This window comes from Marinitoga sp. 38H-ov (assembly GCF_011057715.1).
GTDB lineage: Bacteria > Thermotogota > Thermotogae > Petrotogales > Petrotogaceae > Marinitoga.
In genome coordinates, this window is sequence record NZ_LNGH01000022.1 from 39,164 (window position 1) to 59,342 (window position 20,179).

Annotated in this window: 23 protein-coding genes; 18 read left to right on the forward strand and 5 right to left on the reverse strand. The window is 24.8% G+C overall.

Going from position 1 to position 20,179, the window contains the following annotated elements; translation table 11 throughout:
* Positions 1 to 8: 8 nt before the first annotated feature.
* Both AS160_RS06940 and AS160_RS06945 read right to left on the reverse strand, forming a co-directional pair.
* A complete protein-coding gene (locus AS160_RS06940) occupies positions 9 to 2,159 on the reverse strand; it encodes a Tex family protein (RefSeq protein ID WP_165146875.1) in 2,151 nt (716 codons plus the stop codon).
* A gap of 47 nt (positions 2,160 to 2,206) precedes the next feature.
* Positions 2,207 to 3,475, reverse strand: coding sequence for a trigger factor (locus AS160_RS06945; RefSeq protein ID WP_165146877.1), 1,269 nt, complete (start codon positions 3,473 to 3,475; stop codon positions 2,207 to 2,209).
* 200 nt (positions 3,476 to 3,675) lie between these two features.
* On the opposite strand from AS160_RS06945, the gene AS160_RS06950 reads away from it, so the two are divergent.
* From AS160_RS06950 to purB, 3 genes are read left to right on the forward strand one after another with little or no spacing between them, the layout of a single operon-like run.
* Positions 3,676 to 5,352, forward strand: coding sequence for a GGDEF domain-containing protein (locus AS160_RS06950; RefSeq protein ID WP_165146879.1), 1,677 nt, complete (start codon positions 3,676 to 3,678; stop codon positions 5,350 to 5,352).
* Complete coding sequence (locus AS160_RS06955) at positions 5,352 to 6,005, forward strand: MBL fold metallo-hydrolase (protein ID WP_165146881.1); 654 nt, start codon at positions 5,352 to 5,354, stop codon at positions 6,003 to 6,005. The genes AS160_RS06950 and AS160_RS06955 overlap by 1 nt, the downstream gene beginning before the upstream one ends.
* Positions 6,002 to 7,294 (forward strand): adenylosuccinate lyase, encoded by a 1,293-nt coding sequence (gene purB, locus AS160_RS06960; protein WP_165146883.1) that lies wholly within the window; start codon positions 6,002 to 6,004, stop codon positions 7,292 to 7,294. Before AS160_RS06955 ends, purB begins: the two co-directional genes overlap by 4 nt.
* 64 nt (positions 7,295 to 7,358) lie before the next feature.
* Here purB and ispE read toward each other — a convergent pair whose 3' ends face one another.
* Genes ispE through hslV form a run of 3 tightly spaced genes read right to left on the reverse strand, consistent with a single transcriptional unit; the run spans position 7,359 to position 9,228 of the window.
* On the reverse strand, positions 7,359 to 8,114 hold the full coding sequence (gene ispE / locus AS160_RS06965) for a 4-(cytidine 5'-diphospho)-2-C-methyl-D-erythritol kinase (protein ID WP_165146886.1): 756 nt from the start codon (positions 8,112 to 8,114) through the stop codon (positions 7,359 to 7,361).
* Positions 8,114 to 8,698 carry an NUDIX domain-containing protein gene (locus AS160_RS06970; protein WP_165146888.1) on the reverse strand — a complete coding sequence of 195 codons (585 nt, stop codon included), beginning with the start codon at positions 8,696 to 8,698 and terminating at the stop codon, positions 8,114 to 8,116. The genes ispE and AS160_RS06970 overlap by 1 nt, the downstream gene beginning before the upstream one ends.
* Positions 8,695 to 9,228, reverse strand: a complete 534-nt coding sequence (gene hslV / locus AS160_RS06975; protein WP_165146890.1) for an ATP-dependent protease subunit HslV — start codon at positions 9,226 to 9,228, stop codon at positions 8,695 to 8,697. Before hslV ends, AS160_RS06970 begins: the two co-directional genes overlap by 4 nt.
* Positions 9,229 to 9,371: 143 nt before the next feature.
* On the opposite strand from hslV, the gene AS160_RS06980 reads away from it, so the two are divergent.
* The 15 genes from AS160_RS06980 to AS160_RS07050 all read left to right on the forward strand — a co-directional run bounded on the left by AS160_RS06980 (position 9,372) and on the right by AS160_RS07050 (position 20,169).
* Positions 9,372 to 9,821, forward strand: a complete 450-nt coding sequence (locus AS160_RS06980) for a hypothetical protein (RefSeq protein WP_165146892.1) — start codon at positions 9,372 to 9,374, stop codon at positions 9,819 to 9,821.
* 13 nt (positions 9,822 to 9,834) lie between these two features.
* The gene (locus AS160_RS06985; protein ID WP_165146894.1) at positions 9,835 to 10,497 is read left to right on the forward strand and encodes a response regulator transcription factor; all 663 of its coding nucleotides are present in this window, start codon (positions 9,835 to 9,837) and stop codon (positions 10,495 to 10,497) included.
* A gap of 7 nt (positions 10,498 to 10,504) precedes the next feature.
* On the forward strand, positions 10,505 to 11,803 hold the full coding sequence (locus AS160_RS06990; RefSeq protein ID WP_206528127.1) for a HAMP domain-containing sensor histidine kinase: 1,299 nt from the start codon (positions 10,505 to 10,507) through the stop codon (positions 11,801 to 11,803).
* 55 nt (positions 11,804 to 11,858) lie between these two features.
* Positions 11,859 to 12,734 (forward strand): YicC/YloC family endoribonuclease, encoded by an 876-nt coding sequence (locus AS160_RS06995; protein ID WP_165146898.1) that lies wholly within the window; start codon positions 11,859 to 11,861, stop codon positions 12,732 to 12,734.
* A 31-nt stretch (positions 12,735 to 12,765) separates the two neighbouring features.
* Positions 12,766 to 13,059, forward strand: a complete 294-nt coding sequence (locus AS160_RS07000; RefSeq protein WP_165146900.1) for a DUF370 domain-containing protein — start codon at positions 12,766 to 12,768, stop codon at positions 13,057 to 13,059.
* Positions 13,056 to 13,679, forward strand: a complete 624-nt coding sequence (gene gmk / locus AS160_RS07005) for a guanylate kinase (protein WP_165146902.1) — start codon at positions 13,056 to 13,058, stop codon at positions 13,677 to 13,679. Before AS160_RS07000 ends, gmk begins: the two co-directional genes overlap by 4 nt.
* Position 13,680: 1 nt before the next feature.
* Complete coding sequence (locus AS160_RS07010) at positions 13,681 to 13,923, forward strand: DNA-directed RNA polymerase subunit omega (RefSeq protein WP_165146904.1); 243 nt, start codon at positions 13,681 to 13,683, stop codon at positions 13,921 to 13,923.
* Complete coding sequence (locus AS160_RS07015; protein ID WP_165146906.1) at positions 13,923 to 14,465, forward strand: hypothetical protein; 543 nt, start codon at positions 13,923 to 13,925, stop codon at positions 14,463 to 14,465. The genes AS160_RS07010 and AS160_RS07015 overlap by 1 nt, the downstream gene beginning before the upstream one ends.
* Positions 14,462 to 14,899, forward strand: a complete 438-nt coding sequence (locus tag AS160_RS07020) for a hypothetical protein (RefSeq protein ID WP_165146909.1) — start codon at positions 14,462 to 14,464, stop codon at positions 14,897 to 14,899. The genes AS160_RS07015 and AS160_RS07020 overlap by 4 nt, the downstream gene beginning before the upstream one ends.
* A gap of 1 nt (position 14,900) precedes the next feature.
* The gene (locus tag AS160_RS07025; protein ID WP_165146912.1) at positions 14,901 to 16,175 is read left to right on the forward strand and encodes a HEAT repeat domain-containing protein; all 1,275 of its coding nucleotides are present in this window, start codon (positions 14,901 to 14,903) and stop codon (positions 16,173 to 16,175) included.
* An 85-nt stretch (positions 16,176 to 16,260) separates the two neighbouring features.
* Complete coding sequence (locus tag AS160_RS07030) at positions 16,261 to 16,776, forward strand: ComF family protein (protein ID WP_165146915.1); 516 nt, start codon at positions 16,261 to 16,263, stop codon at positions 16,774 to 16,776.
* Positions 16,777 to 16,916: 140 nt separating this feature from the next.
* Positions 16,917 to 17,690: a DUF4912 domain-containing protein gene (locus AS160_RS07035; protein WP_165146918.1), complete on the forward strand. Its 774-nt coding sequence runs from the start codon at positions 16,917 to 16,919 to the stop codon at positions 17,688 to 17,690.
* Entirely contained in the window at positions 17,687 to 19,270 is a 1,584-nt protein-coding gene (locus AS160_RS07040; RefSeq protein ID WP_165146921.1) for a 1,4-alpha-glucan branching protein domain-containing protein, read from the forward strand. Before AS160_RS07035 ends, AS160_RS07040 begins: the two co-directional genes overlap by 4 nt.
* A gap of 22 nt (positions 19,271 to 19,292) precedes the next feature.
* Positions 19,293 to 19,868, forward strand: a complete 576-nt coding sequence (locus AS160_RS07045; RefSeq protein ID WP_206528128.1) for a 2-oxoacid:acceptor oxidoreductase family protein — start codon at positions 19,293 to 19,295, stop codon at positions 19,866 to 19,868.
* Positions 19,861 to 20,169 carry a 4Fe-4S binding protein gene (locus tag AS160_RS07050; RefSeq protein ID WP_165146924.1) on the forward strand — a complete coding sequence of 103 codons (309 nt, stop codon included), beginning with the start codon at positions 19,861 to 19,863 and terminating at the stop codon, positions 20,167 to 20,169. Before AS160_RS07045 ends, AS160_RS07050 begins: the two co-directional genes overlap by 8 nt.
* Positions 20,170 to 20,179: the final 10 nt, after the last annotated feature.

A 20,179-nucleotide genomic window follows, 5' to 3' on the forward strand; every position in this document is an offset into this window, starting at 1 on the left:
GGCTATTTTTATCTGAGTTTTAAATTAATTCTTTTTAAATCTTTATCAATATCTAAAATTTCAACATTAACAATTTGATTAATACTTAGTATTTCTGAAGGATGTTTAATGAATTTATCTGAAACATTAGATTTATGAATTAATCCATTTTCTTTAATTCCTAAATCCACAAAAGCTCCAAAATCTGTTATATTAGTTACTCTTCCTTGAAGAATCATTCCAACTTTTAGGTCCTCAAAAGTCAATATATCATCATATAATAATGGTTGAGGTAATTCATCTCTTAAATCTCTTCCAGGTTTCTGTAATTCAGAAATAATATCTTTTAATGTATATTCACCAATACCAATTTTTTTTGATAATTCTTTTATTTTTTCATTAGTCATATATTTATTTAATTCATTTCTAATTAATTGTAATTTTTCACTATTCAATATATCTTCTTTTTTAAACCCTAAAAAAGTGAGTAATTCTTCAGTTTTTTCATAACTTTCTGGGTGTATTCCTGTTATTTCTAGAGGATTACTGCCATCAAATATTCTCAAAAATCCTGCAGATTGTTCAAATGCTTTTGGGCCAAATCCTTTTACCTTTAACAGTTCATCTCTTGAATTAAAAGGACCATTTTCTTCTCTGTATTTTACGATATTTTCTGCTAATTTAGGGGTTATTCCAGAAATATATTGAAGTAATGCAGCAGAAGCGGTGTTTAAATTTACACCAACTAAATTAACAACATGTTCTACAGTATTTTCTAATTTTTCTTTTAATAATTTTTGATTCATATCATGTTGGTATTGACCAACACCTAATGATTTTGGATCAATTTTAACAAATTCAGCTAATGGGTCCTGAACTCTTCTTCCAATGCTTATTGCTCCTCTTACTGTAACGTCTAAATCTGGAAATTCTTTTACTGCTAATTTTGAAGCTGAATAAACAGAAGCTCCAGATTCATCTGAAAAAATATATTTTAAATTTAAGTTATGTTTTTTGATTGTATCAACAATAAATTTTTGAGTTTCTCTCGAAGCTGTACCATTACCAATAACTATTAGATTTAAATTGTATTTTTTAATTAAATCTAAAACAATTTTTTCAGCATTTTCAAAATCATTTTGAGGTGGGACTGGATAAATAGTAGCATTTTCTAAAAATTTACCTGATTCATCTAAAGCTACAACTTTGCATCCGGTTCTATATCCAGGATCTATTGCTAAAATTCTTTTGTTTTTTAGCGGAGGGGTTAATAACAATTCTTTCAAATTTTTTGAAAATAATTCAATAGAACTCTCTTCGGCTTTTTGGGTTAATAAATTCCTTACTTCATTAGAAATTGAAGGGAATAACATATTTTTAAAACCATAATCCAGACCTTCTTTAATTATTTCATTATTTGTATCATATTTAGTTAAATAATTTCTATATAATTTTTCAATATACTTATCTTCAATAATAAGTTTTACAGACAATACGCCATCTTTTTCTCCACGATTTATTGAAAGAACTCTATAATTTGGGATCTTAGAAATTTCCTGAGAAAATTCATGATATGTATCATATTTAGTTTTTTCTTCTAAAAATTTTTTCTTTTTATTACTTTCAATTTTTCCGTATTTTAAAAGATCATTTCTTAAAGTTTGTCTTATATTCTCATTGTGGGCAAAATATTGACCTATAATATTTTTAACGCCTTCTAAAACCTCTTCTATCGTTTTAAAATTTTCATTTATATATTTTTCTGCTTCTGCCTTAATATTTGTTATCTCTTGTAATAACAATTTTTGAGCAAAAGGTTCTAAACCATTTTCTATAGCAATATCTGCTTTAGTCTTTTTTCTTTTTTTATACGGTAAATATAAATCTTCAACTTCACTCATTTTCATTGCATTTAAAATCTTATTTTTTAAATCTTCTGTTAATTTTCCTTGTTCTTCAATAGATTTAATAACGCTTTCTTTTCTTTTTTCTAATTCTGAATAATATTGAAGTAATTCAGATATTTTCCTAACTTCTTCCTCTTTTAAATTTCCTGTAGCTTCTTTTCTATACCTACTAATGAAAGGGATAGTGTTTCCATTGTTCAATAGTTCAACAGTGTTTTTAACCTGCCATTCTTTTACTTTTAAATCTTTAGAAATAACATCAATTATATTCATTAAATCACCTCTTCTAAATTAAAACAGGGAACTAGTCCCTGTTTTAATTAATTTTCTTCATTTTGTTTTTCTTCAAAATTTTCAACTTCAACTATTTCAACGCTTTTTGATATATGGTCAGCAACTTTTCTGCTTAAAATATCCCACATTAAATTACCTAAAATTTCTGCATTTGAGTATATAATTTCTCTAGCTTTATCATGAGGTATTCTATACATATGAGCAAAAGAATGTATAGCTTCACTTAATTCTTTCTCTTCAACTTTTATATTGTTTTCTTCAGCGATTTTATTTATAATTGTCATTTCTTTTATTGCTTTAATAGCTTGTTCTTTTAATTCTTCGATATATTTATCTTCTCCACCATGTTTTTCAATTTCTTCTTCATATTTTTCTGATTGTTTTGCTCTTTCTAATGATTTTTCAACAAAATCATCAATTGTTTCTTCGGCTACATCAATTTCAACATATTTATGTAATTGAGAAATTATATAATTTTTAATATAATCGTCTTTCCAAGCTTTGAATGATTCTGAACCTTCATTAGATAATTTTTCTTTTAATTCTAAAACTGAATTTATTTCAGTATCTAATGTTTTTGCTATGTCATCATTTAATTCTGGGATAATTCTTTTGTATACGCCTTCTACATTAATTTGATATATATATTTTTTATCTTCGAATTCTCTATTGATTTCAACATAATCGCCTTTTTTCTTTCCTATTAAATCTGTAACCATAGGTCTTTTATCTTCTTCGTATAATACATATTCGCTTTCTTTATCTTTAAATAATTCTTTACCTTCTTCATTTAAAACATTATATTTAACTTTTACTAAGTCGCCAATTTCTGCTGGTGAATCTTTTTCTTCTAAAATTGGATTTTCTTCTAATAATTCTTTTATTCTATCTTCTACAAATTTTTCAACGATTTCTTTTTCTGTTGGAACTTCAACCTTTATTTCTTCGAATTTTGTTGATATAACTTCAGGGTGTTCATGTACTAATATTTCCACTTCAGCAAAACCATTATCTAAAGCAAATGATTCAACATATGGTCCAAATAATAATTTTTCATCTTTAAATTCTGCTTCAACTTTTTCCAATAATACTTCTCTAACCATTTCTATAAAATCTTCGCCAAATTTAACTTTCATAACATTCTTTGGAACTTTACCTTTTCTAAAACCATGAAAGGTATATCTTTGGTTTAATTCTCTAACGATTTGATCTTCAGCTTTTTCTATATCTTTTTTATCAAATTTAACTAAAAATCTTTTTACGTTTTTTTCTTCTGATAAAATTTCTTTTTGCATATTCAACACTCCTTTTTAATAATATTTCATACTATATTATACATGTAATTTATCTTAATACTGTTAAAATTAGGTCAAAAAAGGATTTCGTACAAGTAATAAAATTAAAACAATTTTGAGGTTAATTAATTGTAAACAAATTATTTTAAATAGAAAAAAATAAATTTTTATTGTATAATAAATTTGATGGGGGTGTTATAGTGAATAAAAAATATTTGAGAAATATATTATATACAAATTCTATTGTAATAATATTTTTTATGGGAATATTTATGATTATATCAATATTTATATCTACAAATATTTTATTTAAAAAAATATATAACTCTACTATACAAAATTCTGTTAAATCTATATCTGATCTATATAATAAAAACATGAAATATTTTGAATATTTTAGTACAAAATACCAAAATATTATATCAGAATTATTAGATGAATCATATAGTAATTATATAAATAATGAACAGTTTTATTCAAATGAAATAATAGAAATTTTAAATAAAGTAGGAATCTTTAAAAGAATTGATTACTATATAATAAATAAAAATGGAATAATTATTGAAACAAGTTATGAAAAAGATTTGGGACTTAATTTGGCTAATAGAGTACCAAATTATTGGAATAACTTAATAGAGGAATTAAATAAAACTAATAAATATATTGAAGGAATTTCTTTTGAAATAAAAACAAATAATCCAAGGATTTATGGATATTTAAAAATGGATGATGGTAATATATTTGAAATAGGTGTATTAATTGATGAAAGAGCAATACCGAATTTTCCTAAAACAGTCTCTGAAATTAATTTAAATTTTATTAAATCTATTTATACTTACAATATTTCTTTTATACCTTTTTCTTTAGATTTTCCGTTTTTAGGTGATGAAGATAAAGATATTTTTAATAATTTGGAATATTCTAAAGGTGAAATAAAAACATATTACTTAAAAGAAAGCTCTGATGGTAAATATTCTTATGTATATATTAAATGGATTCCAGATATTATTGAAGGTAAAGAATTTAATTTTTCTGTATTAACAAAAATAAGTATTGATTTATCAAATTTAGTTAGATTGAAAAATATTATAATTTTTATTCTTCTAATAATAATATTTTTTATAATATTCTTATTAACATTATATCTTAGTAATATAACCAAAAAGATAGAGAGACCATTATTAAAATTAATAAAGAATATTGAAGATGGAAAAATAGATGAAAAGTTTGAAACAAATATATTAGAAATAGATACTTTAATAAAATATTATACTCATTTAGTGAATAGTTTAATAGAAAAATTGAAAATTGAAGAAAAGGAATATAATATTTTAAAGGAAAAATTATTAAATATAGAAAAAGAAAAAGATTTGCTATATGATATGGCATTAAAAGATGATTTAACAAAATTATTTAATAAGAAGGGGTCTATTCAAATAATACAGAAGTTAATATTGAATAAAGAGAATTTTAGTGTAATATATTTAGAACTAGATAATTACAATAGCATATTAGAAAAATTTGGGGTTAATGAGGCTAATGATGCTATAATTTCATTGGTTGAAGTTATGAAAAAAATATTTAGAGAGAGAGATTTTATATTTAAGATTGATGAAAATGAATTTTTAATTTTATTGAGATTAGTAAATATTGAAATTGCACAAAAAATATTAAAAAGATTTGTAGATGCTTTAAAAAAATTTAATATAACTAGTGATAAGCAGTATAAAATTTCAATAAGTTATGGTATTATTGAATATAAAGATCAAAGTGTTGAGGGTATTTTTGAAGATGCAAGAAAAAAGATGGAAATAATGAAAAAGAAAAAAATTGAGTTATTAAAAAGAATAACAGATAATAATCAGGAGGATGATTAATGAAGTTAATCCCTTTTTATTCTAAAGATGATATTAAAGTTTATATGCTTATACTACCACCTTTTGGTACTAATTCCTATATTATACAAAAAAATAGAACAATAATTGTAATTGATCCAGGTAAAGGAATTAATATTATTAATAATTATTTAGATATAGAAGGTTATAAAAATAAGGGGATATTAATTACACATACACACTTTGATCATATATATGGATTGAATGAATTAAAAGATTTTAATATTTTTATTCCAGAAAAAGAAGAGGAAGGATTAAAAAATCCTGCAAAAAATTTGATTTATCTTATTAATGAGGAAATTGAATTTAAAGTTAATCATAACATAATATATGAAGGGTATCATAATATTGGAGATTTAAAATTCATTGCTACATATTTTCCGGGGCATACACCTGGATCTATGGTATATGACTTTGGAGATTTTATATTTACAGGAGATTTTATTTTCTCAAATAGTATTGGGAGAACTGATTTGCCATATGGAGATGAGAAATTAATGTTTAAATCAATAGACAAATTTAAAAAATACATAAAAAGTAAGGAAGGAAAAACTATTATTTTTCCAGGGCACATGGATATTTGTAATATAAATTATTTAATTGAAAATAATTTATTTTTAGGAGGTTGCGCATGATTGAAAGATATTCATTGTCTCCTATGAAGGATATATGGAGTGAAGAAGAAAAATTTCGAAGATGGTTAGAGGTGGAATTATCAGTAATAGAAGCTTTTGAAGAAATGGGAATTGCTCCAAAAGGCACAGCTGAGAAAATTAGAATGAATTCTAAAATTGATGTTGAAAAAATATTAGAAATTGAAAGTGTTGTTGATCATGATGTTATAGCGTTTATAAAATCAATAACAGATAATATGGGGGATGAAGCTAGATATTTTCATAAAGGGTTAACATCATCTGATATAGTTGATACAGCATTATCTTTGGGATTAAAAAGAGCTGGTGAATTAATATTAGAAGAATTAATCGTATTATCAAATATATTAAAAGAAAAGGCGATTAAATATAAATATTTATATACAGTTGGTAGAACACATGGTGTGCATGCTGAACCAACATCATTTGGATTAAAATTATTATCCTATTTAGCTGAATTAGAAAGAAATATATCTAGATTGAAAATATCAATTGAAAATATTTCATATGGTAAATTGAGTGGCGCGGTAGGGAATTATGCTAATATTGATCCTGAAATAGAATATATAGCATTAAATAAACTGGGATTAAAACCAGAAATTGTTGCAACTCAAGTTGTTCCAAGAGATAGACATGCCGAATTTTTATCTGTGTTAGCTTTAATTGGTGCGGGGATTGAAAGGATTGCAGTTGAAATAAGACATTTGCAAAAAACGGAGGTTTTAGAAGCTCAAGAACCTTTCAAAAAAGGTCAAAGAGGATCTTCGGCTATGCCTCATAAAAAAAATCCTATATTATGTGAAAGATTGACAGGTATGGCAAGAATGCTCAGAAGTTATACTGTAGCTGGATATGAAAATATATCTTTATGGCATGAAAGAGATATTTCTCATTCTTCAGTTGAGAGAGTATTTTTACCTGATGCAACATTAATAACCTTTTATATGGTTAAAAAAACCCAATATCTCATAGATAATCTTATTGTTAATGAGGATAGGATTAAAGAAACATTTGAAAAATCATATAATTTAGTTTATTCACAAAGAGTCTTATTATCCTTAATTGACAAGGGAATAAGTAGAGAAAATGGATATAAATTTGTTCAAAAATATGCATTGGAAGCTTGGGAAACAAGGAGAGATTTCAAGGAATTATTATGGAATGATAAAGAAATAAAAAATTTATTTACTAAAGAAGAATTTGATGAAATCTTTACTCCAAATTATTATTTAAGAAATATAGATAAAATTTATTCTAAATTAGGATTATAATAATTAATATCCCATCTAAGGATGGGATATTAATTTAAATGATATCAATAGAATTAAACATTCATTATTTTATTGCGAATATAGTGCTTCCAGAACCGCTCATTAAAGATATTATAGAATCATTTTCCATATTTTCTTTTATTTTTTTTAATTTTGGATATTTTTTAAAAACAACTTGTTCAAATATATTAAAAGAATTTTCTCTTATTTTTTCTTTGTTTTTTTCTTTAAAAGCATTATATAAAATGTACGGATCTCCAAATTTTATTAAATTATCCCAATTATTATCAATTTCATTATACATTTTTGGAGTAGATATATTAATACCTGGGAAATTGAATTCAAAATTTAAATTTAAAGGATCTAAAAAAGTTAATTTTTCACCAATACCTTCTGCTATAGCAGCTCCGCCAAATATTAAAAATGGGACATCTCCTCCTACTTTTGATCCGATCTCTATAATATCCGAGTTACTTATTTTAAAATGTTTTTTTAAAAACGATAATATAGCAGCGGCATCGGCGCTTCCTCCTCCAATTCCTCCGCCTTGAGGTAACTTTTTTCTAAGATGTATTTTTAAATCAAAATTATAACCTGTCATTTTTTTAAAAGTATCAATAGCTTTTTTTATTATATTATTTTCCCAAGAAAAATTTAGTATAGGACTAGATGTGAACATTTCCCTTTCTGAAAATTCAATATCTATTTCATCATATAGTGGTATGCTATGAAATAATGTTAAAATATTATGATAGCCATCATTCCTTTTTGATATTACATCAAGAAAAAGATTAACTTTTGCATATGCTTTTAAAAGCATTAAATCACCTCAAGAGCTCTTAAAGCTATTTTAGACCATCCTTCAAAATTTCCATTGAAGTTTTCAAATTCTGAATCATTTAACCATAATTCGTTGAAATTTTCTTTTTCTTTTATATCTGCACTAGTTACATATGCAATAAATAAAATACCTAGATGAACTCTAGATACTTCTGTTGTATCATCTAAAATAAGTCCAACATATTCAAGAGATTTAAGATTATTTATATATAATTCTTCATTTAATTCCCTATTTAAACCATTGTAAAAAGTTATTTCAGGAATATTATTTTTGTCAATAGGATTAATATGACCTCCAATTCCAACACTATATAAATTATGCAGCCTTTTTTCTGTTTGTTTTTTTGTTCTTTGAACTACTAAAATTTGATTTTTTTCATTTTTAATAATTACATATGGTATTATTTGTTTTTTAGATTCGTCTATTTCTGCAATATCTCTATCTATAAAATAAGCATTGTTAAATATTTTTTCAAGAGAATTTTGTTCGACAATTGTAAAACCATTATAAAAGCTAATATCTTTTAATATTTCATTATCTACAACCCAAACCTTTTCCTTCATTCAATAACCTCCACAGTAATATTTTGATTTGTATAAATACAAATTTCCCCGGCTATTTTTAAAGCTTTTTCAGCTATTTCTTTTGCATCTAAGTCAGTATTTTGCATTAATGCTTTTGCTGCAGCTAAAGCATAAGGCCCTCCTGAACCAATTGCCATAACATTTTCTTCTGGTTCAATAACTTCACCGTTTCCAGAAATTAATAATAAATAATCCTTATCGCCTACTAATAACATTGCTTCTAATTTTCTTAAAACCTTATCAGTTCTCCAATCTTTTGAAAGTTCAACTGCGGCTTTTAAAAGATTTCCAGCGTTAGCTCTATATTTTGTTTCAAATCTTTCAAATAACGCAAGTGCATCTGCGACAGATCCAGCAAAACCAGCAATAACTTTACCTTCGCCTAGTCTTCTAACTTTTCTTGCTGTACCTTTAAAAATAGTGTTTCCTAAAGTTATTTGACCGTCACCAGCAATTACTGTTTTTCCATTTTTTCTAATACCTACAATTGTAGTTCCTCTTAATTCCATATTATCACCTCTTAAGTATTTTTTAAGTTTTGTTTATTATAATATAAATAATGTATATATGATTGGAATAATTAATTGATTTGTAAAATATATAAACTATAATTATTATATCAAAACAATTATAACATAAGGGGGTTAAAATGATGAAAAAAGTATTTTTAATTTTGATGGTATTGATTATTATGACGATTTCATCGTTTTCGGCTAAATCAGTTTTTTCGCTTGATATTGTTATACCAACATTGGAAGATGTAAGTGGTAGGTTTGATGGTATTTTATCATTTAAAGAGGTAAATAACATTAAATATGGATTTGATTCTGGATTTTATTTTCCATTTATAAGATATTATTTATACGACTTAAAAGGTACATTTGATTTTAGTACATTAATTGATACATTAGAAAATGAAACTAAATTCTCAGTTATGGCAACTTTTGGTAAAAGAGAAGCTTCGATAATTATAGAACAACCAATTTCTTCGCAATTAGATTTTTCAACAAAATATGGTATTAAATTTTTCTTTGAAAGTTTTGGAGGATATTTAATGATTCAAACAACATTAAAAGAGTTATATGTTGGTTTTTCATATTAATGAAGGTGGTTGAATGTTTAAAATATTGGTTATAGAAGATGATAAAAGTATATCAAGATTATTAGAATTAGAATTAAAACATGAAGGATTTAATGTTGAAGTTGCTAATGATGGAAAAGAAGGAATAGAAAAGTATGAAAAATTTAAACCTGATATAATACTTTTGGATTTAATGCTTCCAGAGATAGATGGGATGGAAGTGGCGGATTCTATACGAAATTATGATCATAATGTTGGGATTATAATGCTTACTGCTAAGGGAGATTTAGAAAGCAAAGTTCAAGGTTTAAAAACAGGAGCAGATGATTATATAGTAAAACCATTTGAAATTGAGGAATTATTAGCTAGGATTGATTCATTACTTAGAAGATTGGGAAAACATGATGTTTTGACAGCTGGTAGTATTGAAATAGATCCAGAAAAAATGGAAGTTAAAGTTAAAGGAAAAGAAATAAATTTGACACTTACTGAGTTTAATTTGTTAAAATATTTAGTATTAAATAAAAATTCTGTAGTTTCAAAAGAAAAATTATTGGAAGAAATATGGGGTTATGATGATCCAGAAAATATAAACTTAGTTGAGGTATATATTAATTATTTAAGGAAAAAATTAAACGAAGAAGGGAAAAAAATAAAAACTGTGAGAGGTGTTGGATACGTTTTTAAAGAAGAGTAAAACAAGTGTGGTTTGGAACTTAACATTTATATATACTATAGTTATAGCTATAATCTTACTAACAATTATACTTTCAATGAGATATTTTGTTGAGGTTATGTCGGTAAGATCATATTCTTTAATATTAAGGCAGGAGATTGAAAAAATTTCACAACCACTTCCATCTGATAGAATGGGAGCTATGATGAGAAGTATGAATATGTTAAGAGATACTGAGAGATTAAAAAATAGTATAATATCAAATAAAATAGTAATTTTAGATGGAATAGTGATTAACGACCCATATGGAATAATAAACGATGAAATTTATAACATAAAAAAACCATTTGCAGTTTTTAAAAGAGATAAATTATATTATATATTTATTAAAACTAAAATTTTTGATAATTCAGATTTGATTATAGGAGGTCCATCTTTAGAATATACTGCATTATTAAATACTTTTAATATATTAGCTATAAGATTGGGTTTTTTAAGTATTATAATAGCATTCTTAATTTCGTATTATTTTGCAAAGAAATCTTTGAAACCATTATTGGAGATTTCGAAAGAAATATCAGAAATAAATGTAGAAAGTTTAAATAAAAGAATTCCAGAACAAAAGTTTTCTGAGTTTCACAATTTAACTCAAAATATAAATTCTATGCTTGAAAAAATTAATAGAGGATATGAGTTGCAAAAACAATTTGTATCAGATGTATCGCATGAATTAAGAACGCCTTTGACTTCTATAATTGGTTATATAAAATTAGTAGAAAGATGGGGAAAAGAGGATGAAAAAGTTTTTTATGAATCACTTGAGAATATGAAAGAATCATCAAATTATTTAAAAGAAATGATAGAAAATTTATTGTTATTAACAAAAATAGAAGAAGATATAGAATTTAAAAAAGTTAACTTAAAAGATGTTGTTGAAAAAGTTATTGTTATGTATAAAAATGAAGATATAAAAATAAACACAAATTTAAAAGATGTATATGTTGAAACAAATGATGACTATTTATCAATAATGTTAAAAGTAATAATTGAAAATGCAGTAAAATTTACAAAATTAAATGAAGAAGATGAGATATTTATTAATATTAATGATAAAGAAATAGAAATAATAGATAAGGGGCCCGGAATTCCTAAACATGAAATATCTAAAATATTTGAGAGGTTTTATAAATCTAATAAGTCAAGATCAGATAAAGGTTTTGGATTAGGACTTTCTATTGCTAAAAGAATCAGTGAAAAAATTTACACCAAAATAGAAGTTATTAGTGATGAGGGAAAAGGAAGTACATTTAAGATTAAATTTTCTTAAAAATTTTGATTTTTTAAAAATTTTGGTGTATAATGTTATAAAAAGAGGTGAAATTATGAGAAGTATGACTGGTTATGGGAGAATAGAAGAAAATATAGGAAATTATAGCTTTACAGTTGAAATAAAATCATTAAATGGTAAACACTTAAATATAAAAACAAATTTACCATGGATATATTCGTCATTAGAACTAAAAATAAATGATGTTTTAAAAAAATATTTCAAAAGAGGTTCTTTGAATGTTTATATAGATATAAGATTAATTCAACCAAAAGACATAATAAAAATTGATAAAGCATTAGCTAAATCGTATTATGATGCATTAAATGAACTTGCTAGTTATCTTCACTTAAGTGACTTACCTGATTTAGAATTACTAGTTAAATTTAAAGAAATTATGAGATATTCCATAGATGAAAAAGATTTAGAAGATATATGGAATAGTTTAGAAAAAGTTGTTATTAAAGCAATAGATAAAGTTATTGAAACCCAAGAATCTGAAGGTGAAAAAATATACAAAGTTATTATTGAATATGTAGATAAGATAGAAAACATAACTAATGAAATAGAAAAATATTCTAAGGATATGAAACTGTATTATATGGAGAAACTAAAAGAATCTTTAAAGGATTTAGATTTGGATATAGAATATAACAAGGAAAGACTAGAATATGAAATTGCATTAATTCTTGAAAGAGGAGATATTACTGAAGAAATAGATAGATTAAAAATGCATGTAAAAAAATTCAGAGATGTATCTTCGTCTAATATAGAAGCAATTGGACAGAATTTAGACTTTTTATCTCAAGAAATGCATAGAGAATTTAATACTATAGCTTCAAAATCTAAATTGAAAGAAGTTACGGCATTATCTATAGAAGGAAGATTATTTGTAAATAAGATTAAAGAACAAGTTCAAAATATTCATTAATATATTAATTATTACATCGGAGGTGTAAACTGTGTACGGGTTAATTAATATTGGTTTTGGTAATGTGGTTATAGGAGATAGAGTAATAGCAATTGTTAATCCAGAGTCTTCACCATTAAAAAGATTAAAGGACATAGCTAAAGAAGAAGGAAAATTAATAGATGCAACATATGGAAGAAAAACAAGAGCTATAGTAATAACTGATAGTAATCATATTATTTTAAGTGCTATTCAACCTGAAACTATTAGTGGAAGGTTTATGCAAAATTTCTATGATGTAGAATCTGCTTTAGAAAAGATTAGGAAAGAGGTTTATAATAGATGACAAAAGGAATACTGTATGTAGTTAGTGGTCCTAGTGGTGTAGGAAAATCATCTATCATAAAAAATGCAATGTCAAAATTGAATGGTTTTATTTTTTCTGTGTCTTATACAACAAGACCACCTAGACCAGGAGAAATAAATGGGAAAGATTATTTTTTTGTTGATGAGAATACATTTAATAAGATGGTGGAAAATAATGAATTTTTAGAATATGCCAATGTTCATGGTTATAAATATGGAACATCAAAAAAATATATTAAAGAAAAAATAAATGAAGGTTTAAATATAGTACTTGATATTGATGTTCAAGGTGCTCTCAATATTATTAAAGTTATGCCGGAAGATACTGTATTGATATTTGTTGCGCCTCCTTCATATTCTGAATTAAAAAAACGTTTAATGAATAGAGGTACAGAAAAGGAAAATGATTTAAAAGTTAGATTAGAAGATGCAAAATGGGAACTTTCAAAAATAAATGATTTTGATTATCTAATTGTAAACGAAGATTTAAATGAAGCAATAAATCAATTAATATCTATTTTTATTGCTGAGCAAATTAAAACAAAGAGAGTTACTGAACATTTAGGTAGATATTCATTTTTCAAGTTGGAGGAGGAATAATATGTCAATGGATTTTAATTATGATGAGATTATAAAAAAAATAGGATTTAAATATGCAATTCCTGTTATGGTTGCAAAGAGAGTTCAAATATTAAAAGAAGATGGTTTTGATTCTACATCAAAACCTTTAGTAAAGACTTCAGATAATAATTTAGTAACGATAGCTTTTAAAGAAATAGAAAAAGGATATGTTAGATTGAAAAATAAAGATAAATTAGAGGATATTAAACCTGAGGTGAAATAGTGAAAAAAATTCTTTTTATTTTTTTTATTGTTTTTTCAATAATATCTTTTTCTATAAATTTTGATATAGGTATGTCTATTTTAACTGGTGAAAATAACTGGAATATGGGATTAAGATTAGGGCTGGAAGAGAATAACTTTGAATTTTCCAGCGATATTACGTATGTTAGTACGCCTAGTTTTTCTTTTATTACAGTTTTAGATGTTAGTACTTCGATTTTGAAAATAAATGAATATAGTAATGTGGATTTTGGAATATCGTGGTTTAATGATAGAATAACAGAAGAAGCTACTGAAAATAGAAGTGTATTTTTAATGTATTCTGGTTTAAAAATTAAATTGGAAAATATTGCTTTAAAAGCAGGATTTGGTTATCCATTATCTCAAGAAACATATTCAACAAATTTATCAGATTATATATTTTTTAAAATTAGTTATATAGTTCCACCGCCAGATGATTTTATAGATGATTTGAAATTAGAATTTAGGTTTATTAATGGAAGAAAAGATTTTTCATTATATTTTTCGGAGCCTATTAGATGAAAAAAGGGTATTTAATGTTAGAAGCAGCTTTTTCGATTATATTAATATCTATAATATCCATAATTGTCCTTGCATTTTTTGCAAGGACAATTATTATGTTTGATGAAATTTTAAATATGGAATTTAAAAGAATTAATGTTGAAAATTCTTTAGTAAATTTATTTAGATTTTTAAGAGATGATATTAAGGTTGATACAGTAAAATTTAAAGATATTGGGTACAAAAAATATTTTGAATTTTATAGAAAAAATAATGAAAAGCTGCAATTAGAAAAAAGTTCTAATTATTTAAAAATGATTTTTATAGATGAATATAATAGAAAAACAATAGAATATTTATATACAGGTAAAATAATTGATATAAATAAAAGAGATAATATGTTAGAATTTCAATTTGAAGATTATTTTTTAAATATTTATTCCAAGGAGTGGTAAAATGGCTAATCCAATTATTGAAGCATATAAAATATTGCAAGAAAGAATAAGACAAGAAAATATGAAATTATATTTAGAATTATTAGACTCAAAAGTATCTACTGTAAAAGCAAAGTCTATTCAAGAACTGCAAAAACAAAGGGTAGAAATTACTCATATGCATGAGATGTTAAAAGATAATAGTCCAAATGTTAGATTATCAGCATTAAAATATTTAGAAAAAATGGGAAGGTTAGATTGTGATATTTTAAAAGAGTTATTTAATGATATATCTCCTGTTGTTAGAAAAGAAACGATAAGATTATATCTTTCATTAGGATGCGAAGATATTGAAGCAATATATCCTTTGACAAAGGATCCTGACTTTAAAGTGAGATTTCAATTAGTAAATTCTTTTATAGAGTTTTATCCTGAAGATTTAGATAAAATAAAAGATAAATTTAAAGATGATCCAAATCAGCAAATAAAAATATTATTAAATGCATCTGATAATATAAGTGAAATAATTTTATCAGAAGATGTACCCATATCACTAAAAAAATTAATATTAAAAAGATTTTTTGAGTCAAATGATTCAGTTACTGTATTTAATACTTTTAGTACAATATATAATGATTCTGATAAAAACATAAAATTATTATTAATTAAGTTTATATCAGGCCTTCCCTGTGAAATATCTAAAACATTTTTTACAAAAAAAATGGATGAAGAAGAAGATATTGAAATATTATTTGAATTAGTTAATAAAGGGAAAAAAATATGTGGAAACGATATAATTCAAGATTGGGTTATAGATAAATTTATTGATTCTGATATCTCAAAAATAAAAAATTTTGGATTTAAATTAGCAATGGAAAAAGATGATATGAATTACGTAGATTATGCTAGGAGTTTATTAGATATAGTTGAAGATGAATTTTTAAGTGGTGCGGTATCTTACTTATTGCATTTTCTAGATTATACATTATTAGAAAAAGTTCCGGATTTTTTAAATTCTCTTTCAATAAAAAGAAAGAATTTTGCATTACAAATAATAAAAAAGTTAAAAGCAGATCAGTTTTTAATGGAGGTTTCTCATATTGCAGAAAATAAAATGTATCCATTGAATTTAAGGAAAAATGCATTAAATATTTTAAAAATATTAAAAGCAAATAATTATTGGGAAATTCCATATAATATTTTAAAAGAAGAAAATGAAAATGGAACGTTAAAATTGACAGCTTTAACTGTATTATTAAAATTGAATCCTGAGGTAGTTCCAAGTGTTCTTGAATGAAATATTCCCTAATAAATGCAAAATTTGCGGAAAAGATATATTATTAAACAAATTAATATGCGAGTCTTGTGAAGACTCGCTTTTTATGCCATCGTATATAATTAAAAGAAATATAAAAATTTACTTTTCTACTGTATACGAAGAGCCTATATCAAAACTAATTAAAGAATTTAAATTTAAAAATAATGTACATTTTGCGAAAATTTTCGCAAAATTAATATATAAAACATATAAATATTATAAAATAGAATTTGAAAATATACCAGAATTATTATATATACCGTCAACAATTAACCATCTAAAAAAGAGAGGTTATAATCCTGTAAGGTTAATTACAAAACAATTCTCTAATATGACAGGTTTTGATATAAGTAATAATTTAAAAGTAAATCCGGCTTATTATAAATCTCAAGTAAATGCAAAAAATCTTTTAGAAAGGAAAATTCAAATAAGAAATAAATTTGAGTTTATTAAGTCAAATAAAAAAACATATATTTTAATTGATGATGTTTATACAAGTGGTGCAACTATAGAAGAAGCGATTAATAAAATAGAAGGGAACGTTATCCCCATAATTCTTTGCAAAAATGTTAAAAAATGACAATCTTTATTAATCTTGATTTTCTGTTATTATATATTATTATTTATAATTATCTTAAGAATGCTTGGTAATTCTGTTGTTTGCTAAAAAAAAATATATGATACAATTTATTTGGCAAAAAAAATTATGGGGGTCTAATAATGATTATAGATAAAAAGCTTTCTAATTTACTGGATAGTGAAGAGCCAAGTATTCAAGAGTTGAGAAATATTGCGAAAAATATGGGTATAAAATTAAAAAGGTCTATGAGGAAAAAAGATATAATAAAAGTTATTAAAAGTAAATTAATTCAATTAAAAGAAGAAGGACTAATAACGGAAACCTCAAACTCTTATTCTAAAATATCAATAGAAAACATTAATCTTGTTGAAGACAAACCCTTAAATAAAAATATACTTATTATTACAAGTGTTAATTCTCATTGGATATATGCCCAATGGTTTTTTTCTAAGGAATTATATAAAAAGATAAATAAGTTACCTGAAAATATTAAGATTGTAATGAGATTTTATGAAATAAAGGAAAATACATTTGATGATATAAATAGAATATATGAATCAAATAATGATTTGAGAAATTACAAAAGCTATTATTTTTTTGTTCCTGAATCAAATGTTGAATATATAGCAGAAATAGGCTATTTAGACTTTGAAAAAAATTTTATATCATTAATAAAAAGTAATAAAATAAAAATGCCTTCTGAAAAAATACAGTTGTCTGAGAATTTAGTAATATTTAATTTAAAGACCAATAAAAAGAAAAAAATAAGAAAAAAAATTGATATTAATATTGTTGAAAAAATTCCGAGTTTAGCAACAGGAAATATGGCATTGCATCAATTGGGAGATAAACCTCCTATATCTGGTGGAGGTTCATTTGTTTGGAATTTATATTCTAGGGGGACAAAAAAATGAATCAAAGAAGTTCTAAAATTATTTTTGTATTGCATTCTCATTTGCCATATGTTAGACATCCCGATTATGAAGAATTTATGGAAGAAAGATGGTTATTTGAAGCGATAACAGAAACATATATTCCTATTATAAAAGTGTTAAAAAATTTGGAAAATAAAGAGATAAATTTTAAATTAGTTATGAGTTTTTCTCCTACTTTAATAGAAATGTTAAATAGTATAGATTTGCAAGAAAAATATATTAGATATTTAAGAAAAATAATTGAATTAGCGGAAAAAGAATATGAAAGAACCAAGGATGAAGAAATAATTAAGCATAAAATGGCTGATTATTATGCTAGTAAATTTAAAGAAATTTTATATATTTTTGAAAAAGAATATAATAAAAATATATTATTGGCTTTTAAAGAATATGAGGAAAAGGGTTATTTGGAATTAATAACAACATCAGCAACACATGCAGTTTTGCCAATATATGCTGAATATCCTGAAATAATAAAATATCAAATTAAATATGGGTTAGAAACATTCAAAAACGCTTTTGGTCATTATCCAAAGGGATTTTGGTTGCCGGAAATGGGCTATTATGAAGGATTAGATGAGAAATTAAAGGAATTTGGTATTGAATATTTTTTTGTAGAGAAGCATGGACTAATATATGGAAATCCTTATCCAATATACGATGTATATTATCCTGTTATAACAAATTCTAATGTTTTTGTTTTTGGAAGAGATAAAGAGAATAATATAGATATATTTGATCCAGAAACAGGGTATTTAAATGACCCTAGATATAGGGAGTTCTATAGAGATATTGGATTTGATAGAGAATATGAATATATAAAAGATTATATAGATAAAAGTGGAGTTAGATGCAATACTGGAATAAAATATTATAAGATTACAGGAAAAGAAAAAGGTTTATATGATAAATTATTATACGATATAGATGAAGCATATATTGCAGTAAAAGAAGATGCTAAAGATTTTGTCCAAAAAAGATTAAATCAAGTTAATAAGTTAAAAAATAAATTTGAAAGTATAACTCCAATCTTAACTTATGCTTTTGATACAGAATTTTTTGGTCATTGGTGGTATGAAGGAATAATATTTTTAGAAAAAGTAATTGAATATTTATATAATACAGATGAGATTTCTTTGACCACACCTAAAGAAGTTATAAAAGATTTAGAAGAGGTTCAAGTTTTACAACCTTCAAAATCTTCTTGGGGGATAAATGGATATTTTGAAGAGTGGATAAATGGAAATAATGATTGGATTTATCCGGCAATACATGAAATGATAGAAATATTTGAAATGAAAAAAAATAATGAAAATAAAGAAATTTTAAATATGATGTTAAAAGAGATAATGCTTACACAATCAAGTGATTGGGCTTTTATTATTAGTTCTGGGACAACAGTTGAATATGCCGTTAACAGAATAAAAACACATGTGAAACGTTTTTTTGAACTAAATGCAATGCTTGATAGTGGAAAAAGTGATAAAAATAAGTTAAAATATTATATGTGGATGGATAAAATTTTTGAGAATATAGATTTTTCATCATTTTGCGATTAACTTTTGAAAGGAGGGCATAAGAGTGCCAGAAAAATACTTTGAAATTAGATGGCATGGAAGAGCTGGTCAAGGAGCAAAAAGTGCTTCACAATTCTTGACAGAGGCTGCTGTAGAGGCAGGATTATATTCTACAGCTTTCCCAGAATATGGTGCAGAAAGATCAGGTGCACCTATGAAAGCTTTTAACAGAATAGCAGAAGTTCCAATAAGGATAAGAAGTGGTATTGAAACACCTGATGTAGTAGTAGTTTTTGATGACACAATGTTAGGTTTACCAGATATTACTTTAGGTTTATCAGAAGATAAAATATTATTGGTAAATACAGTTATAACTCCAGCAGAAGTTAGAGAAAAAACAGGATTTAAAGGAAAAATCTATACAATTCCTGCAACAGATATTGCATTAGAAGAAATAAAAAGAGGTATTCCAAATACAGTTATGATAGGTGCTTTGGTAAAATTAACAAATGTTGTTCCATTAGATGTTATAAAAAATAAGGTTAAGAAAACATTTGAGAAAAAATTCTCAACTGAAGTTGTAGAAGCTAATATAAGAGCTGTTGAAAGAGGTTATCAGGAGGTGAAAGGCGATGCCTAAATATGATAGCTGGAAAGATATGCCTATCGCTGGAGTTATTGACAAACCAGCTACAGCAAGAGAATACAATACAGGTACATGGAGAATAATGAGACCTATTATAAATAAAGACGCATGTATTAATTGTATGCAATGCTGGTTATATTGTCCAGATATGGCAATTAATGGTAGAGTAAAAGAAGATGGGAAAACAGAAATGTTAGGCTTTGATTATAATTATTGTAAAGGTTGCGGAACATGTGCAGAAATTTGTCCTGTAAACGCAATTGAAATGAAACCTGAAACGGAATTTTTGAAATAAGGAGGTTGAG